Below are 21,069 nucleotides of genomic sequence, written 5' to 3' on the forward strand. Positions count from 1 at the left end.
CGGTACCTCCGCATTAAATATCGATTTCATATGGCGTGTACACGCCTTTGTTCGGATCGATTGCGAATACTTGCAAGCTGAACTCATTCAGTTCGCTGCGACTTATCAAATCGTTCTTGAAGGTGCCTAACAAGATGTCAACCTCTTGTCTGAGCGCTATGAACAATCCGCCCCCTGCTAAGCGGAGCAAATATTCAAATACCGGCAGTTTAACCTCCAGCTTCGTTTCCTGGTTGACGGTTATGTACAATTTGGACGGCAAATAATCGATATCCGAGCGATCTTCGTCTATCGAAAGCTTCACTTGACTTGCAGAGAAGCTTTCGTGAATAAGAAGATTTTCGTTCACTACAAACAAGTTAGTTTCGCTCCGGCCAATCAGTTTTTTGGAGAAATTATGGTTGAGCCCTTGGATCAGTTCTTTGCGCACAGAAGCAAGCACCTGCCGATCCTTCAAGCTGTCGAGAAAACGATAGAAATGTAAATAAGGGATCAGCTTCTCGCGCATACTGCCATCCTGTTCGTCTGTCTCGAAGAAATACTTCCTTCTGAACCTGGACATTTGAACGAAAATCTCCATTGATTCCTTGCTCCGATCCTGGATACGATGCACCTCGATCATCTTGCGATAATAACCGAACAGCAAGTCGATTTCGTCATCGAATAGCCGTTGATGCTTCTGTATAACCTGGACATCGCCACTAATATCCCCGTTCAACAAATAATCGTCGATAGCTGAAATAGACAGCTTGCCGGGATCAAGATGCTTGAAGTAGCGGATCGCACCTTGCTCTCCCGCGCCGCTCTGGGGCAAATGCACGCCATAAAAATTGTCGTAGTAGGCACGATTAGCATGCTCTTCGATATCTTGATATCCAGCGCTCATCACTTGCTCGCAGGTGAGCCCGCCGGTCAACACATAGCTGATATGTATAAGTATTTCGCGCATGGTAACATGGACGCCCAAGCAATCGAGAAGGCGATACTGCTCAACAAGCCGATTCCGGACCAAGGACTGAGACATTCGCCGATGGTTCAACTGAATCACACAGTTTTTGTTTCGACTACATCTCTCGCAAGCGGTCCAATTGTCTTCACGGTTCCATTCTTCCATGATGCGAGACGCGTATATAGATGAAGTGACATCCTGCAAATTGACCAAATGGAGCTGTCTATCATTAGACCTATGATTGAGAAATCTATCATTAACGGCCTGGGACAATGGGTAAAGAGCAGGATGTTGAGAGAGGAACTTGGACAGCTTGCCTTCATTGGCGGCGATCAGATAATAATGACGACTCACGTGTCCCTTCTCCATCACCTCTTGCAAGCGCTTAAGCTCTTCCAGGATTACTGCATCGGTAAGTTCTGACAAATCCTTCACAATCCGAAGCGTGCCCCCGCTGAACGGTACGTCCACAATTCCGCTAATCGGCCATTTCTGCAGTGGCTTCCCCGTTATCTGTTCATATACAGTTCGACATAGGCGTGTCTTGCCATCGCCGGCATTGCCCGTCATGATCACGCTGCGGGGCGCTTCCTTAAATAAGGACAACAAAAATCGCTCAATGTTGGTATCGATTGCAAACCGATATTGATCCGTACTTTGGATATACTCGTCGTATATTTTCGCATGGCTTGGAGAAAGGACGTTAAATTGATCGAGGTATTGAATGAAGGAATTCATGTCGCCCTCCTAACGAAGCTAATAGTTCCATAGTAATGAATGTATGTGATTAATTTCCTACAACATAGCATACCACTTTTAACCAATAGGTTCAATTGAACTATACGTTTTATGCTGTATTTTGTAGAATCATGCTTTTTTGAATAACAATTTCACCCAATTTAACTAATAGGTTCAGTTTGATCTTGCATTCATGTTATCTCTGAATTGCGGTTGCTATATTTTTAATTGGGTGATGATCTTGAGCTTTGACTATGGAATTATTGGGAATCGTATCAAAAAATCGCGAGAGAAAAAGGGGTTAACTCAAGAAATGTTGGCCGAGGAATTGGATGTGTCCAATGCTTATATCAGCAAAATCGAAAGAGGAAAAACGCAAATCAGCCTGGATCGCTTATCCGAGCTGTGTTACGTTCTTGAGGAATCGACAGAATATATATTGAACGGTTCGGACAGCACATCGGATGACTATCTCCGGAATGAAATTATGGTCATGCTGGAGGGTTGCTCTGCGGAGAAAGTGAAACTCATTTCGCAGGTGATTAAACCTATTGTCGAGTATCGGGAGAAGTAGCATAATTGTAGAACTACGCCAATGCTGATGGGCTTTGGCGTAGTTTCGTGTGCTTAAATGGTTCTTTTCTCTTCGACCAGATTGGGCATGCCCATTCGACAGCCCATCGTCAGCATGCGAAATCCTTTAAAATAAGCGCCTGTGGCATGATCTCTAAATCGGGCGAGCAATTCCACCGCTTTACTGCGGTTGCGTTGAACATGGAGTCATCAATGATGAAGACCGAAATCCGATCCCCTAGACGTAAGCAAACGGACCTTAGTACCGTAGCGACACTAAGCAGAGTCAGGAATCTGAGCCTACGTCATTAATTCTACTTTTTCGAATTAAAATACTCTTTATCAACTCTCAACTGCTGTTTTAAAATCCGATTAAACAGGCCTTTACCGATTTCTCCCGTTCCCTTTGATACCGCTGTTCTTAAAATCTCTCCGTTTGGCAGAGTTTTTTCATATATCTTATCCCTGCCATTCTGTCTTACCAAAACCCAGTCATCGCGTCTTAAAAAGCTTTCCAAATCACCCCAACTAGGCATGGAATATTCGTGCTACTGACTCAATATCATCTTCCAATAGTACACGTAGAATGTACGGGGCATGTTTATGTCGATTGGGGGTATTGTAGTAACGCGAGTAATTGGCCTCATAATCTATCGCATATTCAACCAAGTTCCTGGACAATTCATATTTGAGTTCTTCTAGTGTCTCGGCGTCTGCTACAATATCATCGATTTGCTCTATTGAGCCGGCATATCGACCATCCTCATCTTGTTCATATTCAAAGGTCAACTCATACACGGACAGCAATTCCTTCATTTGCTGTTTCGAGAATGCCATTATGACATCTCTGTTTCGCTTGATCGCTTGAGGCTTATCTCTGACAATGGTATCAATAAAACCACCGAAATTTGCTCTTACTTCTGTAGCGTTAAGAACAGTTTGCATAATCATCCCTCCCTCGCCTCCATTGTACAGAAATATGTACACATTGTACACTGTGTAGTATATTCATCTGTGTTCCCAATCATACCTGCAACGCAAAAAGAGCACCTAATACGTTCCTAATACGGTGCTCTTTCTCATGGTTTGGTGGAGGCGGAGGGCGCGGAGGGGCAAACCCACAGTTCACCACCGCGTGATATAGATATAAATTTCCCAAAACGATAAATTATCCCCGCAGCAAGCTGCGGGGAATTAGCCCTAGAAATTAAAACTTGATGAAACCCGCGGAATACAACAGTACAAGCAGCATCAGTACAGGCGCTACATAACGCAGCATGAAGAGCCATACACGGAACCACGCTGCAGTCAGACCCGCCGCATCCGCAGCCTTCTTCCAGAAGTATCCTGCGAAGAGTGTGGTAAGCAGCCCACCCAGCGGAAGCAGAATATTGGAGGCAATAAAGTCCATCCAGTCAAAGAATGCCTTGCCGCCGAACGTCAGGGCAGGTACCATTCCGAGCGACAGCGCGGAAGGAATACCCAGAATGAAACAGAGCAGCGCCATCGTCCACACAGAGCGGGAACGGCTCCAATTCCAGCGTTCTTTGGCATAAGCTACAGGAACCTCCAGAATCGATACTGCAGAGGTCAGCGCGGCAATCGCCAGCAGAATGAAGAACAAACCGCCGAACAGCCCGCCGAGCGGCATCGCGGAGAAAGCTGCAGGCAGGGCGATAAATACGAGCGAAGGTCCTTGTGCGGGATCAATGCCAAAAGAGAATGTTGTCGGGAAAATAATCAGGCCGGCAATCAGCGCATAAATCAGGTCGCCTGCGCCAATGGCCAGTGTAGCCGTTCCCAGCGACTGGCGTTTATCCACGTAAGACCCATACGTAATCAAAATCCCCATACCCAGGGAAAGCGAGAAAAAGGCATGTCCCAAAGCCACCAGCGCAGATTCCGTGGTCAGCTTCGAAAAGTCGGGATTCAGAAAGAAGGAAACCCCTGCACCGGCACCCGGAAGAGTTACAGCGCGAACCATCAGCACAATCAACAGTACAACCAGGCCGGGAATGAGCACCTTGTTAAACTTCTCGATGCCTCCGGAAATACCGCGGATAACAACCCAAACCGTAATGAGCATGGCAACCGCCTGCCATACAATCACCATAGGCCCGGACACTAAGGAGCCAAACTGCCCGGCAAAATCCTCATTCACAAACAGTCTGCCGCTGAACGCAAGAATAGCATAATGAAGCGTCCAGCCTGCTACAATTACATAAAAGGACAGAATCATGGAGGGCGCGATGATCTGAATCAGTCCGAGACGTTCCCAGATCTTGCCCCCTCCGGCTTTGACGAAGGATGAAGCAGCGCTACCCCGCCCGCTGCGTCCGATGGCCAGCTCGGCCAGAAGAACCGGCAGACCCACCGCTATCAAACATACGATAAAGATCAGGAAGAAGGCCGCTCCTCCGTATTGTCCCGTAATATAAGGGAACTTCCACATATTCCCTAGTCCTACCGAACTGCCTATTGCCGCCAAGATGAACCCGGAGGAGGAGAAGCGTTCTCCTTTCACAGACAGCTTTTGTTCTTGCAAACTCATTTAAATCCTCCTAATCAAAACCCAAATTTAGTTCATTATATACTAGCTTACACAGTAGGTCAGCAACAAAGTTTGAAAATTCGCGAGGCAAATACAAATCGTTAATCTGTCCACCCCCGGAATAATATCTATTTTCAGAAAGGTGCTTGAATTGATTCTCCTGATCTGTGTATAATATCCAAAAACATACTCGATCATGCCCGTGAAGAGCATCCAACTCGGAGGTGTTTTCGTCAAGGAGCTCGCTGCAGTGAGCAGCATCTCCCTAAGTTAACCGGCCCCGCCCGTTACAGCGGACTAAAGTGGATTGGACAGCATGCTGTCCGGTCAATTTGGGTGGCACCGCGAGATCAGAGCGCTCCTCGTCCCATGTGGATGAGGGCGCTTTTTTGCATTTCAGATGGATCTCAACCTATTCGATGGAAGAAGGAGTGCGGTGACATGTTGTTGGATATCAAATGGATCAGACAGCATCAGGAGGAAGTACAATCGGCGGCAAATCAGAAAAAAATCAAGGTTTCAGTAACGGAATTGCTGGAATGGGACGACCGGAGACGGCAATTGCTGCAGGAGATGGAGACGCTTCGCCAGCAGCGCAACCGACTGAGCCGGGAGATTGCAGCCCTGGTCCAGCAGAAAAACAGCACGATGACAGACTTGACCAGACAACAGGCCAAGGAAGTTCATGCGGCGTTGGATAAGCTGCAGGAAGCCTATCAGGAAGCGGAAAGGCAGTGCCAGGAGCGCATGCTGCTCATTCCTAATATCGTTTCGCCAGATACACCCGTCGGCAGCTCGGATAAAGATAATGTGATGCTGAAACGCGTGGGCGAGTCGCCTTGCTTCGACTTTGAGTTTAAAGATCATATTGCCCTCGGCCAACTGCATCAGATGATTGACATTACCCGTGGTGTCAAAACAGCCGGAACACGAAGCTATTATCTTACCGGCAGCGGTGCCCTGCTGCACCGGGCCGTTCAGCAGCTTGCGGTTGATCTTCTGTTAACCCAAGGCTTCCGGCTCCTTGAGGTTCCGCTCATGGTACGAACATCGGCCATGATGAATACCGGCTTTTTCCCGCTCGGAGAAGAACAAACCTACCGGATCGAAGGGGAGCATCAATGGCTAGTTGGAACCTCGGAGGTTCCCCTGGTATCTTACTTCAGCAACGAGATCATTGATGCTGCCGAGCCGATCCGGCTAGCGGCTGTCTCGGTCTGCTTCCGCAACGAAGTAGGCTCGGCAGGCAAGGATGTACACGGACTGTACCGTGTTCATCAATTTGCCAAGGTGGAGCAGGTGATTCTGTGTGAAGCCAACCTGGAGACGTCGGAGAAGATGTTCGGGGAAATTACAGGGCATGCGGAAAAGCTGCTGCAGCTGTTAGAGCTGCCCTATCAGGTTATGGCCGTCTGTGCCGGGGACATGTCGCAGAAAACCTACAAGCAGCTGGATATCGAAACTTGGATGCCGAGTCGCGGCGCATACGGAGAAACGCACTCGTCTTCGCAGCTATTGGATTTTCAGGCCCGCCGCTCTAACATCCGGTACCGGGATGCGGAGGGCAAGCTCGTGTACTGCTATACGCTCAATAACACGGCCGTCGCCTCCCCACGTATCCTGATTCCGCTGCTGGAAAACCATCAGCAGGAGGACGGATCGATCCGCATTCCGCAAGCGCTGCGGCCGTATATGAACGGTCAGGAGATTCTCCGGCCTCCGGTCGAGTAACCAGTCGGGAGCTAATTTACCGGCCGTCAAAATAGTCCTCAAGAGCCTGCTGCGCGCGGTACTCCGCCAGATTAAAGGACTGCCACGGCTCTTTAACACTCTTCATCTCGGTAATTCGCTCCCGCAGGTAAGGATTCAACTCCGGATACGTATCCTGCGCAAATTCGATCAGACGCGGAACGGCATCGGCGGACAGCCCCTGCAGATAATATATATCCATATTTCCGCTCACATGGTAGCGTTCGATGTTCCGGTCCGCGATGATCGTATCCATTCCAATATAATTAATCAGCACATATGCGCACAGGCCAAGCACGATATAACATCTGGCCAGCGGAATCCGGGTCATATGAATACGGAGCGCTGCAATCAACAGCAGCAAGCCCAGGAAGATCATAAACGCATGAACAAGAAACCGGGTATACGTATAACCATAGGTTTCTTCGTACATGACAAGCCGAATATAAGCGGAATACAGCATGACACCCGAGCAGGCAACCAAGATATACAGCATCCCTTGATTCCACCGGTGCAGCTTGCCGGGTGTCTGTTCTCCCAGCAGCAGCACGACCAGCATGAGGGTGAAATTAATGCCTGTCACCAGCACCAGTTGAACAAATCCGCTCCTCGCGTACTCCGCATAGGATAGTCCTTCCGGCAATATTCCTTCCCCTGCCCCGAACAGATAAGCAAACTGGGTATAGACAAACAGCAGATATACCGCATTCATCGTGACAAGCACCGTGGCTGTAATGACCGGAGCCAATTTAACGCTCACCGCCTCATCTGCCCACTCGCCCAGTCTCTGCTCAAGTCTGTCATCCGCAGTCTCCCCTTTCCCGAGCTCTGCGGCATACGGCTTAAAGCCCACGAAGCCCCAGAGATATCCGAAGAACATCAGACCGAGCACTGCAATCCAGAGCAAACGCGTACTGCCCTCCCCAAAACTCAAATGACGGTCCAGCCAGGAGGGAACACTGGCAAGCATATGATCGAAGATGCCGTCAGCCGAAGACAGCAGTGACATTACGACCGCTACCAACGGCAGTGCGACGAGCAAGCCGGTCAGAACCTGAACCAGCACCCTCTTCTGTCCCTCTCCCATGTGGCGGATCATGCTGTCCTTCAGCATACGGAACACCCCAAAGGCATGCCGCAGGCTGCGGGGAACCAGATGATCCAGTGCATCCCACAGCAGGCGTTTATCCCCCCAACCCAGCCTTCTTGCACTGAACTTGTAAGCCATATGTAAGGAAATGAGGCAAGGAATGACGAGCAAATTTAATGCATAGAAGAGCGGATTATAAAACAGCACATAAGTCAGGGACAGAAGGATAACCGCTGTGAACATCAGCCAGCCAAACCAGGTAAATTCGCGCATCCGGTCCTTTGCGAACACAAACATAAACACATATAAGAAAATTGTAAACAACGGGTACGCCAGCCCCGGAAGATGCCCGTAAAACAGATACTGATGAATCACCGCTAATAGAAACGCACCCGCAAGCGCATAAAGCGGCCGTTTGGGGCTCTGCAACAGTTTGTCAGCCATAACTCATAACCTCCAGTATTTTCTTCACCCTATTTTAGGTGATAAAATAAGAAGATAAAGAGAAGAAAAAAGATGACAAATTTCCTATTTTAGGAGCCGATCAAACGATGAAGCTGCACAACCAATTTCTGCGTCTGCGCGCCCATTACGGGGAAAGCGATGAAATTTCTGTAACGATGGACGAGCTTGCTGTAACCTTTGATTGTACGCACCGTAATGCGCTTAGCATTATCAATAAGATGGAGAATCATGGCTGGATTCGCTGGACGCCGCGCCGGGGCCGGGGAAACCGGTCAAGACTGGAGTTTCTGGTGAGGCCGGAGGAAATCGCGGTAAAATCCATGATGCAGGCCATTAATCGGCGGGACATCCGACGAGCGATGGACCAAATTCATGCTTATGCACCTTCCGCGAGCCTTCAGGATCGTCTTCAGGGATGGATTATGTCCTACTTCGGTGGCCACTCGGAAATTCGCCGCAACCGACAGATCGATACACTGCGCCTCCCGGTAAGGCAGAAGCTTCACACCGTAGACCCGTTATACATGAATCTGCTGGCAGAATCCTTCGTAGCGAGCCATATCTTTGACGGACTGGTCAGGAGGGACGGTCAAACCCAGCAGGTTGTACCGGGTCTGGCACACGCCTGGGAGGTGAACGCCGACCGTACAATATGGACCTTTTATCTGCACAAAGAAGTGCTGTTTCATAACGGTAAAATGCTTACTGCCGAGGATGTCGTCTATACCTTTGAAAGATGGATGCAGACCTCGCAAAGAACGCTGTACAGCTTCATATTTCGGCAAATCCGGGCGGTCAGGGCCATGAATCCGATCACGGTTGTATTAGAGCTCAAGGAGCCGAACGAGCTGTTCCTGCCCTTCCTCTGCACCAGCCGGGCCGCCATCGTCCCGAAGGACCTGGATCAACTGGGCGAGCCGCAGTTCGGTCTGAAGCCCGTCGGAACAGGCCCCTTCAAACTGGTGGAAATGAGCGAGAGCATTAGTTGCCTGGAGGTGTTCCCCCATTATTTCCGGGGACGGCCCCACCTGGACCGTGTCGAAATGATCCACGTTCCCTGGGAGCCGACTGATCATTCGGAGGACGCTTCGTCCCCCTTTCACGTGATCCATAATCCTGATTCTGCGGAGATGGGAGCCTGGAGCCAGATTCACTCGGATGTGACTGTGCGCAAGTTCGTCACCTGCAACACTAAAAAAGCCGGCCCACTCCGCAGCCCGGAGGTGCGGGCCCGAATCCTATCCTGTCTGCAAGGGAACCGTAATCCCTCTACCCCCGGGGCGGCCGGACAAACGGATAGCGGAGCGCCGATTTCGCTGCAAATTGCTACGATTCCGCAGTACAGACAGGATGCGGACCTGATCGTGGAGCGGCTGAAGCATGCGGGCTACACGTGCAGCGTGGCTTCAGTACCTGTCGAGGATTTCAAAGGGGATGTCCGGCTGCAATCGGACCTGATTCTGTTCTCGCTGATCCGTGACCGGGATGAGCAGCTCCGCCTCTTCGATCTGTACCTGACAGCGGCGGAGCATGTCGACGCGCACACGCGTGTTGATATAGAAAAGCTGCTGCGGAGCATAGGGAATGAACCGAACGAACAAATTCGAGAGGAGAAGCTGGCGAAACTGGAGTCACTGCTGATTCGCGAAAATCACCTGCACATTCTGTATGAACGGCCAGTGCAAACCGCCTACCTGCCTTCCGTGCGGGGCGTAACCTTCAACAGCCAGGGGTGGGTCGATCTCAGACATGTGTGGTTTCCGCCGGAATCGTAACCTCATTCACATAATTGGTGCCCATGATCCGTGCCGCTTCGGCCGGATCGGCCGCCTGCCCCAAGGCCCACATCATCTTGGTCACCAGCGCTTCCGTCGTCATATCATAGCCGGGGATAACCCCCTTCTCCAGTACCTTCTGCCCCACTTCATAAATGGTCAAATCCCCGCCCTCATAAGGGCACTGTGTTGTCACCGCGATCGTGGTGCCGTCCTTCATCAATTGCTCGATTTTATCAATTAGACTTCTTTCCTTGAACGGTACTCCGCCGAGTCCGAAGCCTTCAATGACAATTCCCTTGTAGCCCAAGGACTGAATCGCATCAAAAATGCCTGGATTGGTGCCTGGAATCAGCCTGAGCAGGAACACTTCGGCACAGTAGCTGTCGTTATACGGATGGTTGACCTGCCCTGAAGGCAGAAGCCCTTCCGTATAGTTCACCTTCCCATTCTCGACCAGTCCAATATATGGATAGTTGATGCTTTCAAAAGCGTTATAGCTGCGCGTTCTGATCTTGGACGAGCGGCTGCCGTTAATAATTTTGCCGTTAAATACGACGAATACCCCGGTGACCTCTCCGCAGGCTGTCAGGAAAGAATCGATTACATTTTTCTTGGAGTCGCTGTTTTCAGCCAAAATAGACACCTGCGAGCCTGTAAGCACAATCGGCTTGTGCACCGTTCCCAGCATAAAACTCAGTGCCGAAGCCGTGTATGCCATCGTATCCGTCCCGTGTGCGATCACAATCCCGTCATAATCATCCAGGGACTTGTGCACCATCCGGGCTATCGTGGCCCAGTCCTCCGGCTGTGTGTTGGTGCTGTCAATGCTCATCAGATTATAGGCATCAATGTGACAAAGCTCCCGCAATTCCGGAATCTCGGCCAGGATGCTTTCGGCCGACTGCGTCGGCGTAAGGCCATGCTCCTGATAGGATGAGGAAATCGTTCCTCCTGTATTGATAAACAGTATGTTTTTCATATGGATCAGTTCCTTCCGCTAGCTCCTCTGTAAAACCCCAACTTTTAGAGTATACCATCCGCAGAGGAAAATATCAGGAGGCTCCGTTCTTCCTTGCTATTCACTATATACCTCGATCGCTATAAGCGACCGGGCGTTTCTCGAAATCAAATGGGTAAGGCTCCATTGGATATCCCCATTCATCCGTCGTAAGCCGCTTTTGTACAAGTTTTTTCCGGTCAAGCAGCGGGTAGTCGTACAACGGTCCTTCGTAGACGAGCTCGAATGCGGGATGAAGTAAAAAATCATATGGCGTAACCAATCCTGAGGGACGCTCCCACAGAGGCAAGCCGCTCTGCCTAAAAATATCCGCAACAAATTGGGAGCAAAAGTATGCGTTTTCAGGCTCAATGCTCTTTTGCAGTACCACGCCCAGCAGTCCCATGAGATTATATCTGTATCTGTGCTGATGCAGGCTGAAGTATTCGATTCTCTCCGCTACCTTCTCCACTACATCCCTCGCCACCCGGATCCGGAGCAGCATACATTCTGTGTCCGGATACCGGCAGTAGGTTCCCTCATATATATCCTCCTGTACAAAACCAGCCACCCACGGACAAGCCGCCTGCTTGCGCCCAAAGCTGAACACCTCATTCAACCCCGCGTCCAACGCCAAGGAAGCATGATTATACGGAGCTGAAGTAAACTGCCGGATCAGATTCGTAAAATGCGTTCCAGTATGCGTCAACAGAACATACAGGCTGTGATCCTCATGATCGTTCTTTTGATAAAAGTACATTTTATTTACCACCCCAACTCATCGTTGAGGTCATTATATGTTCTCTTCCCGTTCTGGCAAACGGACCAGCGGCCGGATTGCAAGCTAGACTTTAGGCCAGCGTGGAACAGGACCCGGTGGATACCTACCAAGGAAAAGAACGCAAAAAGGCGCCAGATCAACAACAATGTTGACTGAGCGCCTTGCCGCCCCTGGACGATTGCAGACAAATTACTGCTGCTGCCCAGGAAATTATGTGTGATCTCGGTTTTCATCGTTGGCACCTGGTAAATTCCCTGTTCATTCAGGAGCAGGAATACTTCTCTGCCCTTACACCGGAAGATCTGATCCCGGCTGCTTGGAAATGCCGCTGCGTGCCGAGAAGATCAGATTCAGGATGACCGCCGTCAGCGAGCCAGTTACGATGCCGCTCTGCAGTAGCATTTTGCTCCACTCCGGCAGCATATCGAACATCTGCGGCACAGCAGCCGATCCCAGACCAACTGCAATGCTGCAGGCCACAATCAGGAGATTGCCTTCCTTGCGCAGATCAACTTCGGAGAGAATGGAAACACCTGATGCGGCAACCGAGCCGAACATCACGATCATGGCCCCGCCGAGCACCGCATTCGGGATGACGGTGGTGAGTGCCGCCAGCTTCGGCAGCAGGCCAAGCACTACCATAATGGCTCCCGCCGCAAAGATCACATTCCGCGTTTTCACGCGAGTCAGCGTAATAAGCCCCACATTTTGCGAAAACGCCGTATAAGGAAATGCATTAAAAATGCCGCCGAGCACGATAGCCGCACCCTCGGAGCGAAGCCCATTCACAATCTGTTGCTGCTCCACCTTCTGGTCCGTCGCTCTGCCGACCGCCAGGTACACGCCTGTGGATTCGACCATGCTGACGATATTGACGATAATCATGGTGAGCACCGCGATAATGCTGAACTCCGGCATACCAAAGTAAAACGGCTGCGCGATACTGAACAGAGAGGCCGCGCCTACACCTGCAAAATCAACGATCCCCATCATATAACCTGCAGCCGTGCCTACCGCCAATCCGACAAGCACGGAGACAATACGCCAAAAGCCTTTGCCCCAACGGTTGAACAGCAGGATGACAATCAGTGTAATCAAGGCCAGCAGCAGGTTGCGTGGTGCTCCGAAATCCGCACTGCCCTGACCTCCCGCGGCATTGTTCATGGCGACCGGAATGAGGGTAAGGCCAATGATAGTCACAACCGTCCCCGTCACAACCGTCGGAAAGAACCGAAGCAGCTTGCCGTAAAGCGGCGCAAACAGCACCACAAACAAACCGGACAATATAATCGCGCCATACGCTGTAGCCAGATTCGAGGTCGAAGCGATGGCGATGATCGGCCCCACTGCGGTAAACGTACAGCCCAGCACGACCGGCAGCCCGCTGCCGAAATATTTGATGCGCAAAATTTGCAGCAAAGTTGCGAGACCACAGGTAAACAAATCGGCCGCAATGAGATAAGCGATTTGTGTTTCCGTAAGGCCCAGGGCTCCGCCGACAATGAACGGCACGGCAATCGCACCGGCGTACATGGCCATAACGTGCTGAAAGCCCAGGGCAAGAATTTTCGGTTTGCTTAACATATAACCTCCTCCTCGGATGGATTAGTGGACTAAAGATTCTTCGTCGACAAACTGTACATGTCCCGGCGACATGGCTGCGATCCGCGCAAGGGACTGCACACGGATTCCTCGTTCCTCCAGCAGACCTCTCCCTTCCTGGAAGCTTTTTTCAATCACACAGCCGACCCCGGCCAGCTTCGCACCGGACTCTGCCACAATATCCGTCAGCCCGATCAGCGCCGCGCCTGTAGCCAGAAAATCATCCACAATAAGCACACGGTCACCTGGACCGAGATAATTTCGGGAGATGCTGACCTGGTAGGTCTCACGTTTCGTAAACGAATATACTTCAGCCGAATACACCTCTTCCCCTTGGGTCACGGCTTTCTTCTTTTTGGCATATACAAACGGCACACCCAACGCAATGCCCGCAGCCATCGCAAACTGAATGCCGCTCGCTTCTATAGTAAGCACCTTGGTAATCCGTTCATCGGCAAAGATCCGTCCGAACTCCCTGCCAATCTCCAGCGCAAGCCCCGTGTCCACCTGATGATTCAAAAAAGAATCCACCTTCAATACCGTATCGGATAAAATTTGCCCATCCCGCCGGATGCGTTCTTCAAGCTGTTTCATGTCCTCAGCCACTCCCTTTTCTTTATCTCTTTTTAAAAAAACAAAAAAGGACAGGTCCTTGAGTTGTTTCTCTCAAGTGAAACCTGTCCTTCCGGGTTCTGGATCATAGTCCGATCCGGTACCCAAAAAAGCTTCCGCTGCAGATTCGATCCGAAGCCGAGCGGTATGCAAGTTCACTCATAGTCAGACAATTACAGTGGTCGTCCGGTAGAAACTTTTGGGCCCTATTCCCAAGATTATATGAGTTCATATGAAATTGAATGAAATATTTCGTAAAATACTCTATGTATAGTACATGCTGTGTCATATGTTTTCAAGCAGAATTTTTTAGGCAACCTATCCTATCTGAGGAGCGATTTCCTTATGCAGCAAATCATGATCGTGGAAGACGATCCGAAGCTCGCGGAGCTTCTGGAATCTTATATCGTCAAATACGGCTACGACGTCCATCTGGTGCGAGATTTCAACCGGGTCATAGAGGAGTTCCATCAGATTAAGCCGGATCTCGTCCTGCTGGACATCAACTTACCCAGCTACGACGGATACTACTGGTGCCGCCAAATCCGCCTCATCTCCACCTGTCCGGTGCTGTTCATATCGGCGCGCGCCGGCGAGATGGACCAGATTATGGCCTTGGAAAACGGCGGCGACGATTATATTACCAAGCCTTTTAACTATGGAGTAGTCATGGCCAAAATCCGCAGCCAGCTCCGCCGTGCCTATGGTGAGTACGCCCCTGGGCATCAGGAGAGAGTCCTACAGGTGCAGGGGCTGGTGCTCCTCCCGGAAAGACTGGAGCTCAAGCTGGGAACGGAGCGGGTCACGCTCACCCGCAAAGAAACGGATATTATGGAGAGCTTGATGGAGCGGTATCCACGGGTATCCAGCCGGGACGCGCTGCTGGAGAAGCTGTGGGACGACCAGTCCTATGTGGACGAAAATACGCTGAATGTCAACATTACACGGGTGCGCAAGAAGCTGCAGGAGCTGGGCGTTGAAGAAGCGATTGAGACCGTCAGAGGCACAGGCTACAAGCTGAACGTCACCTGGAACGGGGAGGCGAACGTGTGAAGCTGTTCTTTCGTGAGCATGCGCTGCTGATTGTCGTACAGATTCTGCAGTTCGCCATCATGCTCTCCATCTATTGGCTGGACGGCTATCGCCAATTGAAGCCTGCGTTATATTCGTCTTTTCTCGGCTTCTTTCTGCTTGGCTGTTATCTGGTCTACCACTATATCAGCCGACGCCGTTATTTTCAGCGCTTGAACGCTCCCCTCGAATCCCTGGATGCTTCTTTCGAGAAAATGGAAACGGCCCCCGTAGCCGAGGCGCTGCAGGAGCTGCTGCGGGCGCAGTACCGTCATTATCAGGAGCAGCTGACCCAAGCCAAACGAGAGCAGAAACAACATCTGACCTTTATGGACCAGTGGGTGCATCAGATGAAAACACCCCTTTCGGTCATAGAGCTGACCGTGCAGAATGTGGATGAGCCGGAGTTTGCCAGCATCCGCGAGGAGCTTGAGCAGCTGCGCGGCGGCCTCAATACCGTACTGTACATGGCGCGGCTGCGCACCTTCGAGCAGGATTTCCACGTCAAAGCAGTCCATCTCTCCAAAATCATCAGCGAGGTGCTGAATGATAACAAGCGACTGTTCATCCGTAATCAGGTGTACCCGGAAGTGATCACCGGCGAGCCGGACATTATGGCCGAGTCCGATGAGAAATGGTTGTTCTTCATGATTTCCCAAGTCGTCATCAATGCCGTGAAATATTCCGCAGGCTCCGGGGAAAAGGTCACGATCTCCTCTTATCTGCGCGGAACGGAAGCCGTCATTGAAATCAGTGATCGAGGTGTCGGCATTCCCGCTTCCGATATCAGGCGGGTGTTCGATCCATTTTTTACAGGGGATAACGGCCGAGGCTTCCGGGAATCGACAGGAATGGGGCTCTATCTTGTCCAAGAAGCCGCCAACCACCTCGGTCACCGGATTGAGCTCGAATCGCAGGTTGGCTCAGGCACGACGGTGCGGATTGTTTTTACCTCCTATCAGCTTCGTCCGGACGTGAACCTTACATCCATGTAAGCCAAGTGAAAGGGAAATCGATAGCTGCCGTTTGACCGGCACTCTATACTGGTCACAGATGAGGAAAGCATTCTGAAGGGAGCTCTGCACATGCTGAATGTGAACCAGGTATCGAAAATTTATGAAGGCAAAGTAGCCTATCGTGCTCTGACCGATATCAGCTTTACCATCGAGGACGGAGAGTTTGTCGGCATTATGGGCCCGTCGGGCAGCGGCAAAACGACCCTGCTCAATTTGATTGCCACCATTGACGACCCAACCACCGGCGAGATTCTGATTGACGGGCGCAATATCACCAGGCTTTCCAAACATGAGCTGGCTCAATTTCGCCGCCGCGAGCTGGGCTTCGTTTTTCAGGACTTCAATCTCCTGCATACCTTGACGGTTGAGGAGAATATCGTCCTGCCCTTGACCCTGGACGGCAAAGGAGTGAAGGAAATGAAGGTCCGGGCGCAGACAATCGCCGAGAAGCTGGGCATTACAGCCATTATGAACAAACGCACCTACGAAATATCCGGCGGACAGGCGCAGCGGGCCGCGATTGCCAGGGCCATGGTTCATGCCCCCAAGCTTGTGCTGGCAGACGAACCGACCGGCAATCTGGACTCCAAGTCCGCCAAGGACGTGATGCAGATGCTGGAGAAAATCAACGTTGAGCAGCGGGCCACCATGATGCTGGTGACGCATGACGCCGTAGCCGCCAGCTATTGTCACCGGGTTATTTTCATCCGAGATGGCAAGCTGTACACTGAAATTAACCGCGGGGACAACCGCCAAACCTTTTTCCAGAAAATCATCGACACCTTGTCACTGTTAGGGGGGCACGGCAATGACGTTCCGCCAGTTCGCGTTTAACAACGTCTCCCGCAACAAAAGGCTTTATGCCGCTTATTTTCTGAGCAGCCTGTTCACGGTGATGGTGTTTTTCACCTTTTCCATCTTTGCCTATCACCCAATGCTCGGACCCGGCCATGTACACAGTAATGCGGCTACGGCACTTGCTGTATCCAAATGGATCATCTTTGTGTTTTCGTTCTTCTTTGTGCTCTACTCCATGAGCGCCTTTCTGCAGTCACGCAAACGGGAATTCGGGCTGTTAATGCTTCAGGGCATGTCTATCGGCCAGCTGCGTCGAATGGTTTTTCTTGAAAACATGCTGATCGGCTCAGCAGCCACCGTGGGCGGGATCGGACTGGGCCTTGTATTCGCCAAAGCCGTGCTGCTTCTGGGCGAAAACGTTCTGTACATCGAGGACCGGCTCGCTTTTTATTTTCCGCTTAAAGCTATTGGGATGACGATGGCTTCGTTTTTGGTTCTATTCATTTTAATCTCATTCTTTATCTCGGCCGTACTGCGGAGCGGAAAGCTGGTCACGCTGATCAAAGGCAGTAAAATATCCAAAGGAGAACCGAAAGCATCTGTCGTGCTCTCGCTGATCGTCGTGCTGCTCATCATAATCAGCTATACCCTCTCACTGCTGGCTAAAGGCATGATGGTCGTCATGCTGCTGCTTCCCGTAGTGATTATGGTGTGCATTGCCACCTATCTGCTGTTTACCCAGCTCAGCGTTTATGTAATTCGGCTGCTGAAGGGACGGGAAAGCATCTTCTGGCGAAAAACCAATATGCTGCTGTTGTCCGATCTCGCTTACCGGATGAAGGACAACGCCCGTACCTTTTTCCTCGTCTCCATTATTTCGACGGTCGCCTTCTGCTCCATCGGTGCCCTGTACGGATTCAGAACCGTTCTGCTTGAACCGCTGATGGACAGCAACCCTTATCTGGTCAGTCTGAATTCTACAGCAGATAATCCGGAAGAAGACCGGCAGGTGCAAAGGATCGATGAAGAGCTGTCCAAGGCCCATATTCAAGCCGTTCCCATAGAAACAACCTTAACCTATTATCAGGTTGAAGGGGATAAAAGACCCGTGCTGATCATCGGCCAATCCGAATACAACCGGCTGGCGAACCATCTGCAGGCAGAACAAATTCAATTGCAGGATGGAGAAGTCGCGGCAGTAGGATACTGGATGTCCGGCGGAATCATGTCGAAGCCACAGGCGAATTCAGAGTATCGGCTGGCATCAGGTGTCACGATTCAAGCAGACCAGCAGGTTCTATCGACCGTCCTGCCTGAGAACAAGGCTTCTCTTGTGTTGACGGACCAGGCTTATGCCCAGCTCGGTCAGCCTGATGAAGCGCGTCAATTGCGTGTCTGGATCGGAGCCGAGGGGCAGCCGGGAGCGGTTGAGGCAGGTGAGAAACTGGCGGATCAGTTTCCTTATTCTGATGATTACCGGTTCATCGCCAAGGATTATCAAATGATGGCCGTAATCAAAGGCTATGCTCCGATGCTGTTTATCGGTTTGTTTGTCGGCATTGTCTTTTTTGTCTCTGCAGGCAGCTTTCTTTACTTCCGCTTGTACAGTGATCTGGACGACGACAAAGAGAAGTTCCGTTCCATTTCCAAGCTGGGCCTGAGCGAAAGAGAGCTGACCAAGGTGCTCACCCGGCAGATTTCGCTGCTCTTCTTTGCGCCGATTGTGGTTGCATTGATTCATGGGGCCGTGGCGCTCACGGCCTTATCAAATATGTTTGCATATTCATTATTCCGCGAGTCGGCCGTCGTATTGGGCGTGTTCTTCATCATTCAGGTTGTTTATTTTATCATTGTGCGGTTCTTTTATATCAAGCAGGTGAAGGCAGCGCTCTGATATTGTTTTTTGTCTGAAATGCAAACAGAGCATTCCGTCGCGTCCTGTCCTTATTTCGGCGGGTGAATTAAATAAAAGCTCATCGTTTCCTCTAAGGAACGCGATGAGCCTTTGATTTTAGAGCAGGAAAAGTAGTTGAACCGAATAGTTACCCTCTTGATCCAACATAAAAAATGTACAACAGTGGTCATTAAAACTATCTTCCAAAACTCAAAATTTCATTCCCGGAATCAGTCATTATTATAAATCTTTGATCTGTTTTGTTTTTGTATTTATGTGCAGGGACCGAGCCAGAGCTCACAGTTTTTGTATATTTTGAAGGATTGTTTATAACGTCATCTCTGCAAGTGCCAGCAGCTAATAAATAGTTATATAGATTTGTTACACTTACTTCGGATTTATGTTTTCTGAAGTGATATTCGAGAGACGCTCCACGAGTGCTAAACGTACCTTTATGCCAACCAAGCGTAGCCAGTTGAGCCTCAGAATATTCCAATCTGGCATTTCCAGTCAAGTTTCTTGTACCGCTACCATCAACAACTCTTATATTAACATTATATACCATTTGAGTTCGAGTCATCGGTACATTCCATACAAATGTTTTTCCAACCGCTGGTGGAACACTTCCTGATTTCGCCGCTAAAGTACCATAGTCAGTTGCAGTCCCGCTCACTGTTACATTATCCAGAGGGTCTACACCAATATTCCCAACCCAAACAGCCAAGTTGGTGTAAGAAGGAGATACTGTAATAGGTATTCCATTCGGAGCCTGTTGTATGCTGTTTTGGTTTTGGTCAAATGTAACCGTTGGTGCGTAGGGATCGGTAGTATTAGGAGTATGATCCTCTGCAAATACAGTTGCGCTGATGGAAAATAGCATTATAAGTGTTAAAAGAGAACTAAGAATTTTTTTGTTCATTATGGAACGCTCCCTAATTTTAGATTAAATTCCGCAAATCGTGAAAAAAGAGTGATTTTTGAAACAGTCATTTGCCCATTCATCAATCTCTATCAATAGTTGTCTTGTTGTCGCGGATTTGGATGAGAGTACAATTTGTTTAATACTCTCCCATTCAACTCTTTTTACTTCTGTAGGACCATAGTAGTTAAAATTCACAAGAGAGTTAGCTAATACTTCTCCTAACTCTGTCTCAGCCAGTACTTCTTCTGTTACATAAATTGAACTATCTAACCAATGAGAACCATTAAGTTGTCCTTGCATAAATTCGAACACATCATGCCCGTTCAACTCATGTTTCTTTAAAGTCAACAATTAGTTTCCTCCATACTAAATATTTTCTTTTTTTGATATTAAAGAATTATACATAAAGAAAAAGAATACAGAAAAAACGCTATTTCTCTAAGTAAGTCACCCTCCCTTTGTTAATTATTCGAGCATGGGAATAATAACCACAGCTTTCGTTCATTTTATACAATAATAACCATTTTGTATACCTTTTTTTAATATAATAGTTTTATTATGGGGAAAAATGTATTATATTACCTTAAAGTAGCGAAGCACCCAAAGTCCGAAGCGACAACCTGCAACTCTTAACTGCCCGTCGCAGTCACTGAGGCATTGAAAACAAGCTCCGTTGAGTGTAGATACGGTCATGCAGGAAGATAAAAGTCGTGCTCGCAACCAGGCATAGGACAGAAAACCTCAATAGAATAGCCGCGATGGTGGTACTGACGATGGTGGTTTTTCTCGTCACGCCGTCGTTTCCAGATTTCCCGCAAAGTACTTTCAATACGACCTCCTAAACTTTATCAAAACCATCCGCATAGATCGCCATCGCATCCCGCATGAACACAGCCAAGCCTTCGCCAAAGCGGTCAATATTCTCCTGGAATCGGTTATCTTCAACATACATCTGCCCCAGCCCTTTAAATGCTTCCGGCGTGTAATTGCCAAACCGGGTGATAAAACGGTACCAATCCCCGATGATCCTCTGCACCTCGGCAGAATCAGGAGAGCCTTCTTTAAGCTCCGCAAGTTTACGGTAGATGACGTTCATCTCCTCGGCTGCGGCGCTCTGTTCCTCCCTGTCCATCCCTGCAACAGTCTCATTTGCTTTATTCACCGTTTCATCTCCCCAGCGTTCGCGCGCTTCCTGTTCATACGGATTGCTGCTAAAATCAAATCCCTCAAATTTCTCTTGATTCGTCATTTCAATCTCCCCTTTTGCATGCTGTATGGTCTTGTCGATCATGGCGATCATTTTATCGAGGCGGTCGCGCTTCTCCGACAGCATCCTGCGCTGCAGCTCCAACGCCTCTTCCCGGCTAAAATCGGGGCTGTCCAGAATCTGCTTGATCCGGTCCAGCGAAAACCCTAGCTCTTTAAAAAACAGAATTTGCTGCAGCCGCTCCAGATTAGCATCCGAAGGGGTCAAGTTGAAAGA

At 49.8% G+C, this 21,069-nt stretch carries 18 protein-coding genes, 2 pseudogenes and 1 riboswitch; of the genes and pseudogenes, 7 read left to right on the forward strand and 13 right to left on the reverse strand.

Annotation, left to right across the window (positions count from 1 at the left end; translation table 11 throughout):
* Positions 1–13 precede the first annotated feature (13 nt).
* On the reverse strand, positions 14–1,687 hold the full coding sequence (locus tag OIN60_RS05810) for a hypothetical protein (protein WP_305753907.1): 1,674 nt from the start codon (positions 1,685–1,687) through the stop codon (positions 14–16).
* 235 nt (positions 1,688–1,922) lie between these two features.
* Here OIN60_RS05810 and OIN60_RS05815 point away from each other — a divergent pair, with 235 nt between their 5' ends.
* Entirely contained in the window at positions 1,923–2,261 is a 339-nt protein-coding gene (locus tag OIN60_RS05815) for a helix-turn-helix domain-containing protein (RefSeq protein ID WP_305753908.1), read from the forward strand.
* 101 nt (positions 2,262–2,362) lie between these two features.
* Here the strand turns inward: OIN60_RS05815 and OIN60_RS22565 are convergent.
* The 4 genes and pseudogenes from OIN60_RS22565 to OIN60_RS05830 form a co-directional block, all read right to left on the reverse strand.
* A pseudogene (locus tag OIN60_RS22565) lies at positions 2,363–2,556 on the reverse strand (IS4 family transposase); the annotation flags it as partial.
* Positions 2,557–2,574: 18 nt separating this feature from the next.
* On the reverse strand, positions 2,575–2,796 hold the full coding sequence (locus OIN60_RS05820; protein ID WP_305753909.1) for a type II toxin-antitoxin system HicA family toxin: 222 nt from the start codon (positions 2,794–2,796) through the stop codon (positions 2,575–2,577).
* Positions 2,789–3,211 carry a RelB antitoxin-like protein gene (locus OIN60_RS05825; RefSeq protein ID WP_305753910.1) on the reverse strand — a complete coding sequence of 141 codons (423 nt, stop codon included), beginning with the start codon at positions 3,209–3,211 and terminating at the stop codon, positions 2,789–2,791. Before OIN60_RS05825 ends, OIN60_RS05820 begins: the two co-directional genes overlap by 8 nt.
* A gap of 256 nt (positions 3,212–3,467) precedes the next feature.
* Positions 3,468–4,811, reverse strand: a complete 1,344-nt coding sequence (locus OIN60_RS05830; protein WP_305753911.1) for a sodium-dependent transporter — start codon at positions 4,809–4,811, stop codon at positions 3,468–3,470.
* Between the two features lie 444 nt (positions 4,812–5,255).
* Between OIN60_RS05830 and serS the strand changes: the two genes are divergently transcribed.
* Positions 5,256–6,542, forward strand: coding sequence for a serine--tRNA ligase (serS, locus tag OIN60_RS05835; protein ID WP_305754093.1), 1,287 nt, complete (start codon positions 5,256–5,258; stop codon positions 6,540–6,542).
* Positions 6,543–6,558: 16 nt separating this feature from the next.
* Here the strand turns inward: serS and OIN60_RS05840 are convergent, their stop codons facing one another.
* Complete coding sequence (locus tag OIN60_RS05840; protein WP_305753912.1) at positions 6,559–8,094, reverse strand: DUF4153 domain-containing protein; 1,536 nt, start codon at positions 8,092–8,094, stop codon at positions 6,559–6,561.
* Positions 8,095–8,201: 107 nt separating this feature from the next.
* Between OIN60_RS05840 and OIN60_RS05845 the strand changes: the two genes are divergently transcribed.
* Positions 8,202–9,890, forward strand: a complete 1,689-nt coding sequence (locus tag OIN60_RS05845; protein WP_305753913.1) for an ABC transporter substrate-binding protein — start codon at positions 8,202–8,204, stop codon at positions 9,888–9,890.
* On the opposite strand, the gene OIN60_RS05850 is transcribed toward OIN60_RS05845, so the two are convergent.
* From OIN60_RS05850 to OIN60_RS05865, 4 genes are all read right to left on the reverse strand, one after another.
* Positions 9,859–10,872 carry an asparaginase gene (locus tag OIN60_RS05850; protein WP_305753914.1) on the reverse strand — a complete coding sequence of 338 codons (1,014 nt, stop codon included), beginning with the start codon at positions 10,870–10,872 and terminating at the stop codon, positions 9,859–9,861. The genes OIN60_RS05845 and OIN60_RS05850 overlap by 32 nt on opposite strands.
* A 103-nt stretch (positions 10,873–10,975) precedes the next feature.
* Positions 10,976–11,650: a C40 family peptidase gene (locus OIN60_RS05855; RefSeq protein ID WP_305753915.1), complete on the reverse strand. Its 675-nt coding sequence runs from the start codon at positions 11,648–11,650 to the stop codon at positions 10,976–10,978.
* 309 nt (positions 11,651–11,959) lie between these two features.
* Positions 11,960–13,255, reverse strand: coding sequence for a nucleobase:cation symporter-2 family protein (locus tag OIN60_RS05860; protein ID WP_305753916.1), 1,296 nt, complete (start codon positions 13,253–13,255; stop codon positions 11,960–11,962).
* Positions 13,256–13,276: 21 nt separating this feature from the next.
* The gene (locus OIN60_RS05865; protein ID WP_305753917.1) at positions 13,277–13,867 is read right to left on the reverse strand and encodes a xanthine phosphoribosyltransferase; all 591 of its coding nucleotides are present in this window, start codon (positions 13,865–13,867) and stop codon (positions 13,277–13,279) included.
* Between the two features lie 160 nt (positions 13,868–14,027).
* A riboswitch (purine riboswitch) is annotated at positions 14,028–14,131 on the reverse strand.
* Between the two features lie 99 nt (positions 14,132–14,230).
* Between OIN60_RS05865 and OIN60_RS05870 the strand changes: the two genes are divergently transcribed.
* The 4 genes from OIN60_RS05870 (at position 14,231) to OIN60_RS05885 (ending at position 18,664) form a co-directional block, all read left to right on the forward strand.
* Positions 14,231–14,938, forward strand: coding sequence for a response regulator transcription factor (locus tag OIN60_RS05870; RefSeq protein WP_305753918.1), 708 nt, complete (start codon positions 14,231–14,233; stop codon positions 14,936–14,938).
* Positions 14,935–15,951, forward strand: coding sequence for a sensor histidine kinase (locus tag OIN60_RS05875; RefSeq protein WP_305753919.1), 1,017 nt, complete (start codon positions 14,935–14,937; stop codon positions 15,949–15,951). The genes OIN60_RS05870 and OIN60_RS05875 overlap by 4 nt, the downstream gene beginning before the upstream one ends.
* Positions 15,952–16,041: 90 nt before the next feature.
* Entirely contained in the window at positions 16,042–16,806 is a 765-nt protein-coding gene (locus tag OIN60_RS05880; RefSeq protein ID WP_305753920.1) for an ABC transporter ATP-binding protein, read from the forward strand.
* Positions 16,781–18,664 (forward strand): FtsX-like permease family protein, encoded by a 1,884-nt coding sequence (locus tag OIN60_RS05885; protein WP_305753921.1) that lies wholly within the window; start codon positions 16,781–16,783, stop codon positions 18,662–18,664. The genes OIN60_RS05880 and OIN60_RS05885 overlap by 26 nt, the downstream gene beginning before the upstream one ends.
* A gap of 196 nt (positions 18,665–18,860) precedes the next feature.
* On the opposite strand, the gene OIN60_RS05890 is transcribed toward OIN60_RS05885, so the two are convergent.
* The 3 genes and pseudogenes from OIN60_RS05890 to OIN60_RS05900 all read right to left on the reverse strand — a co-directional run.
* On the reverse strand, positions 18,861–19,583 hold the full coding sequence (locus OIN60_RS05890; RefSeq protein ID WP_305753922.1) for a hypothetical protein: 723 nt from the start codon (positions 19,581–19,583) through the stop codon (positions 18,861–18,863).
* 24 nt (positions 19,584–19,607) lie between these two features.
* Positions 19,608–19,934 (reverse strand): hypothetical protein, encoded by a 327-nt coding sequence (locus OIN60_RS05895; RefSeq protein ID WP_305753923.1) that lies wholly within the window; start codon positions 19,932–19,934, stop codon positions 19,608–19,610.
* A gap of 490 nt (positions 19,935–20,424) precedes the next feature.
* Positions 20,425–21,051 (reverse strand): annotated as a pseudogene (locus tag OIN60_RS05900) (MerR family transcriptional regulator); the annotation flags it as partial.
* Between the last annotated feature and the right edge of the window lie 18 nt (positions 21,052–21,069).

Source organism: Paenibacillus zeirhizosphaerae, from assembly GCF_030705605.1.
Lineage (GTDB): Bacteria > Bacillota > Bacilli > Paenibacillales > Paenibacillaceae > Paenibacillus > Paenibacillus zeirhizosphaerae.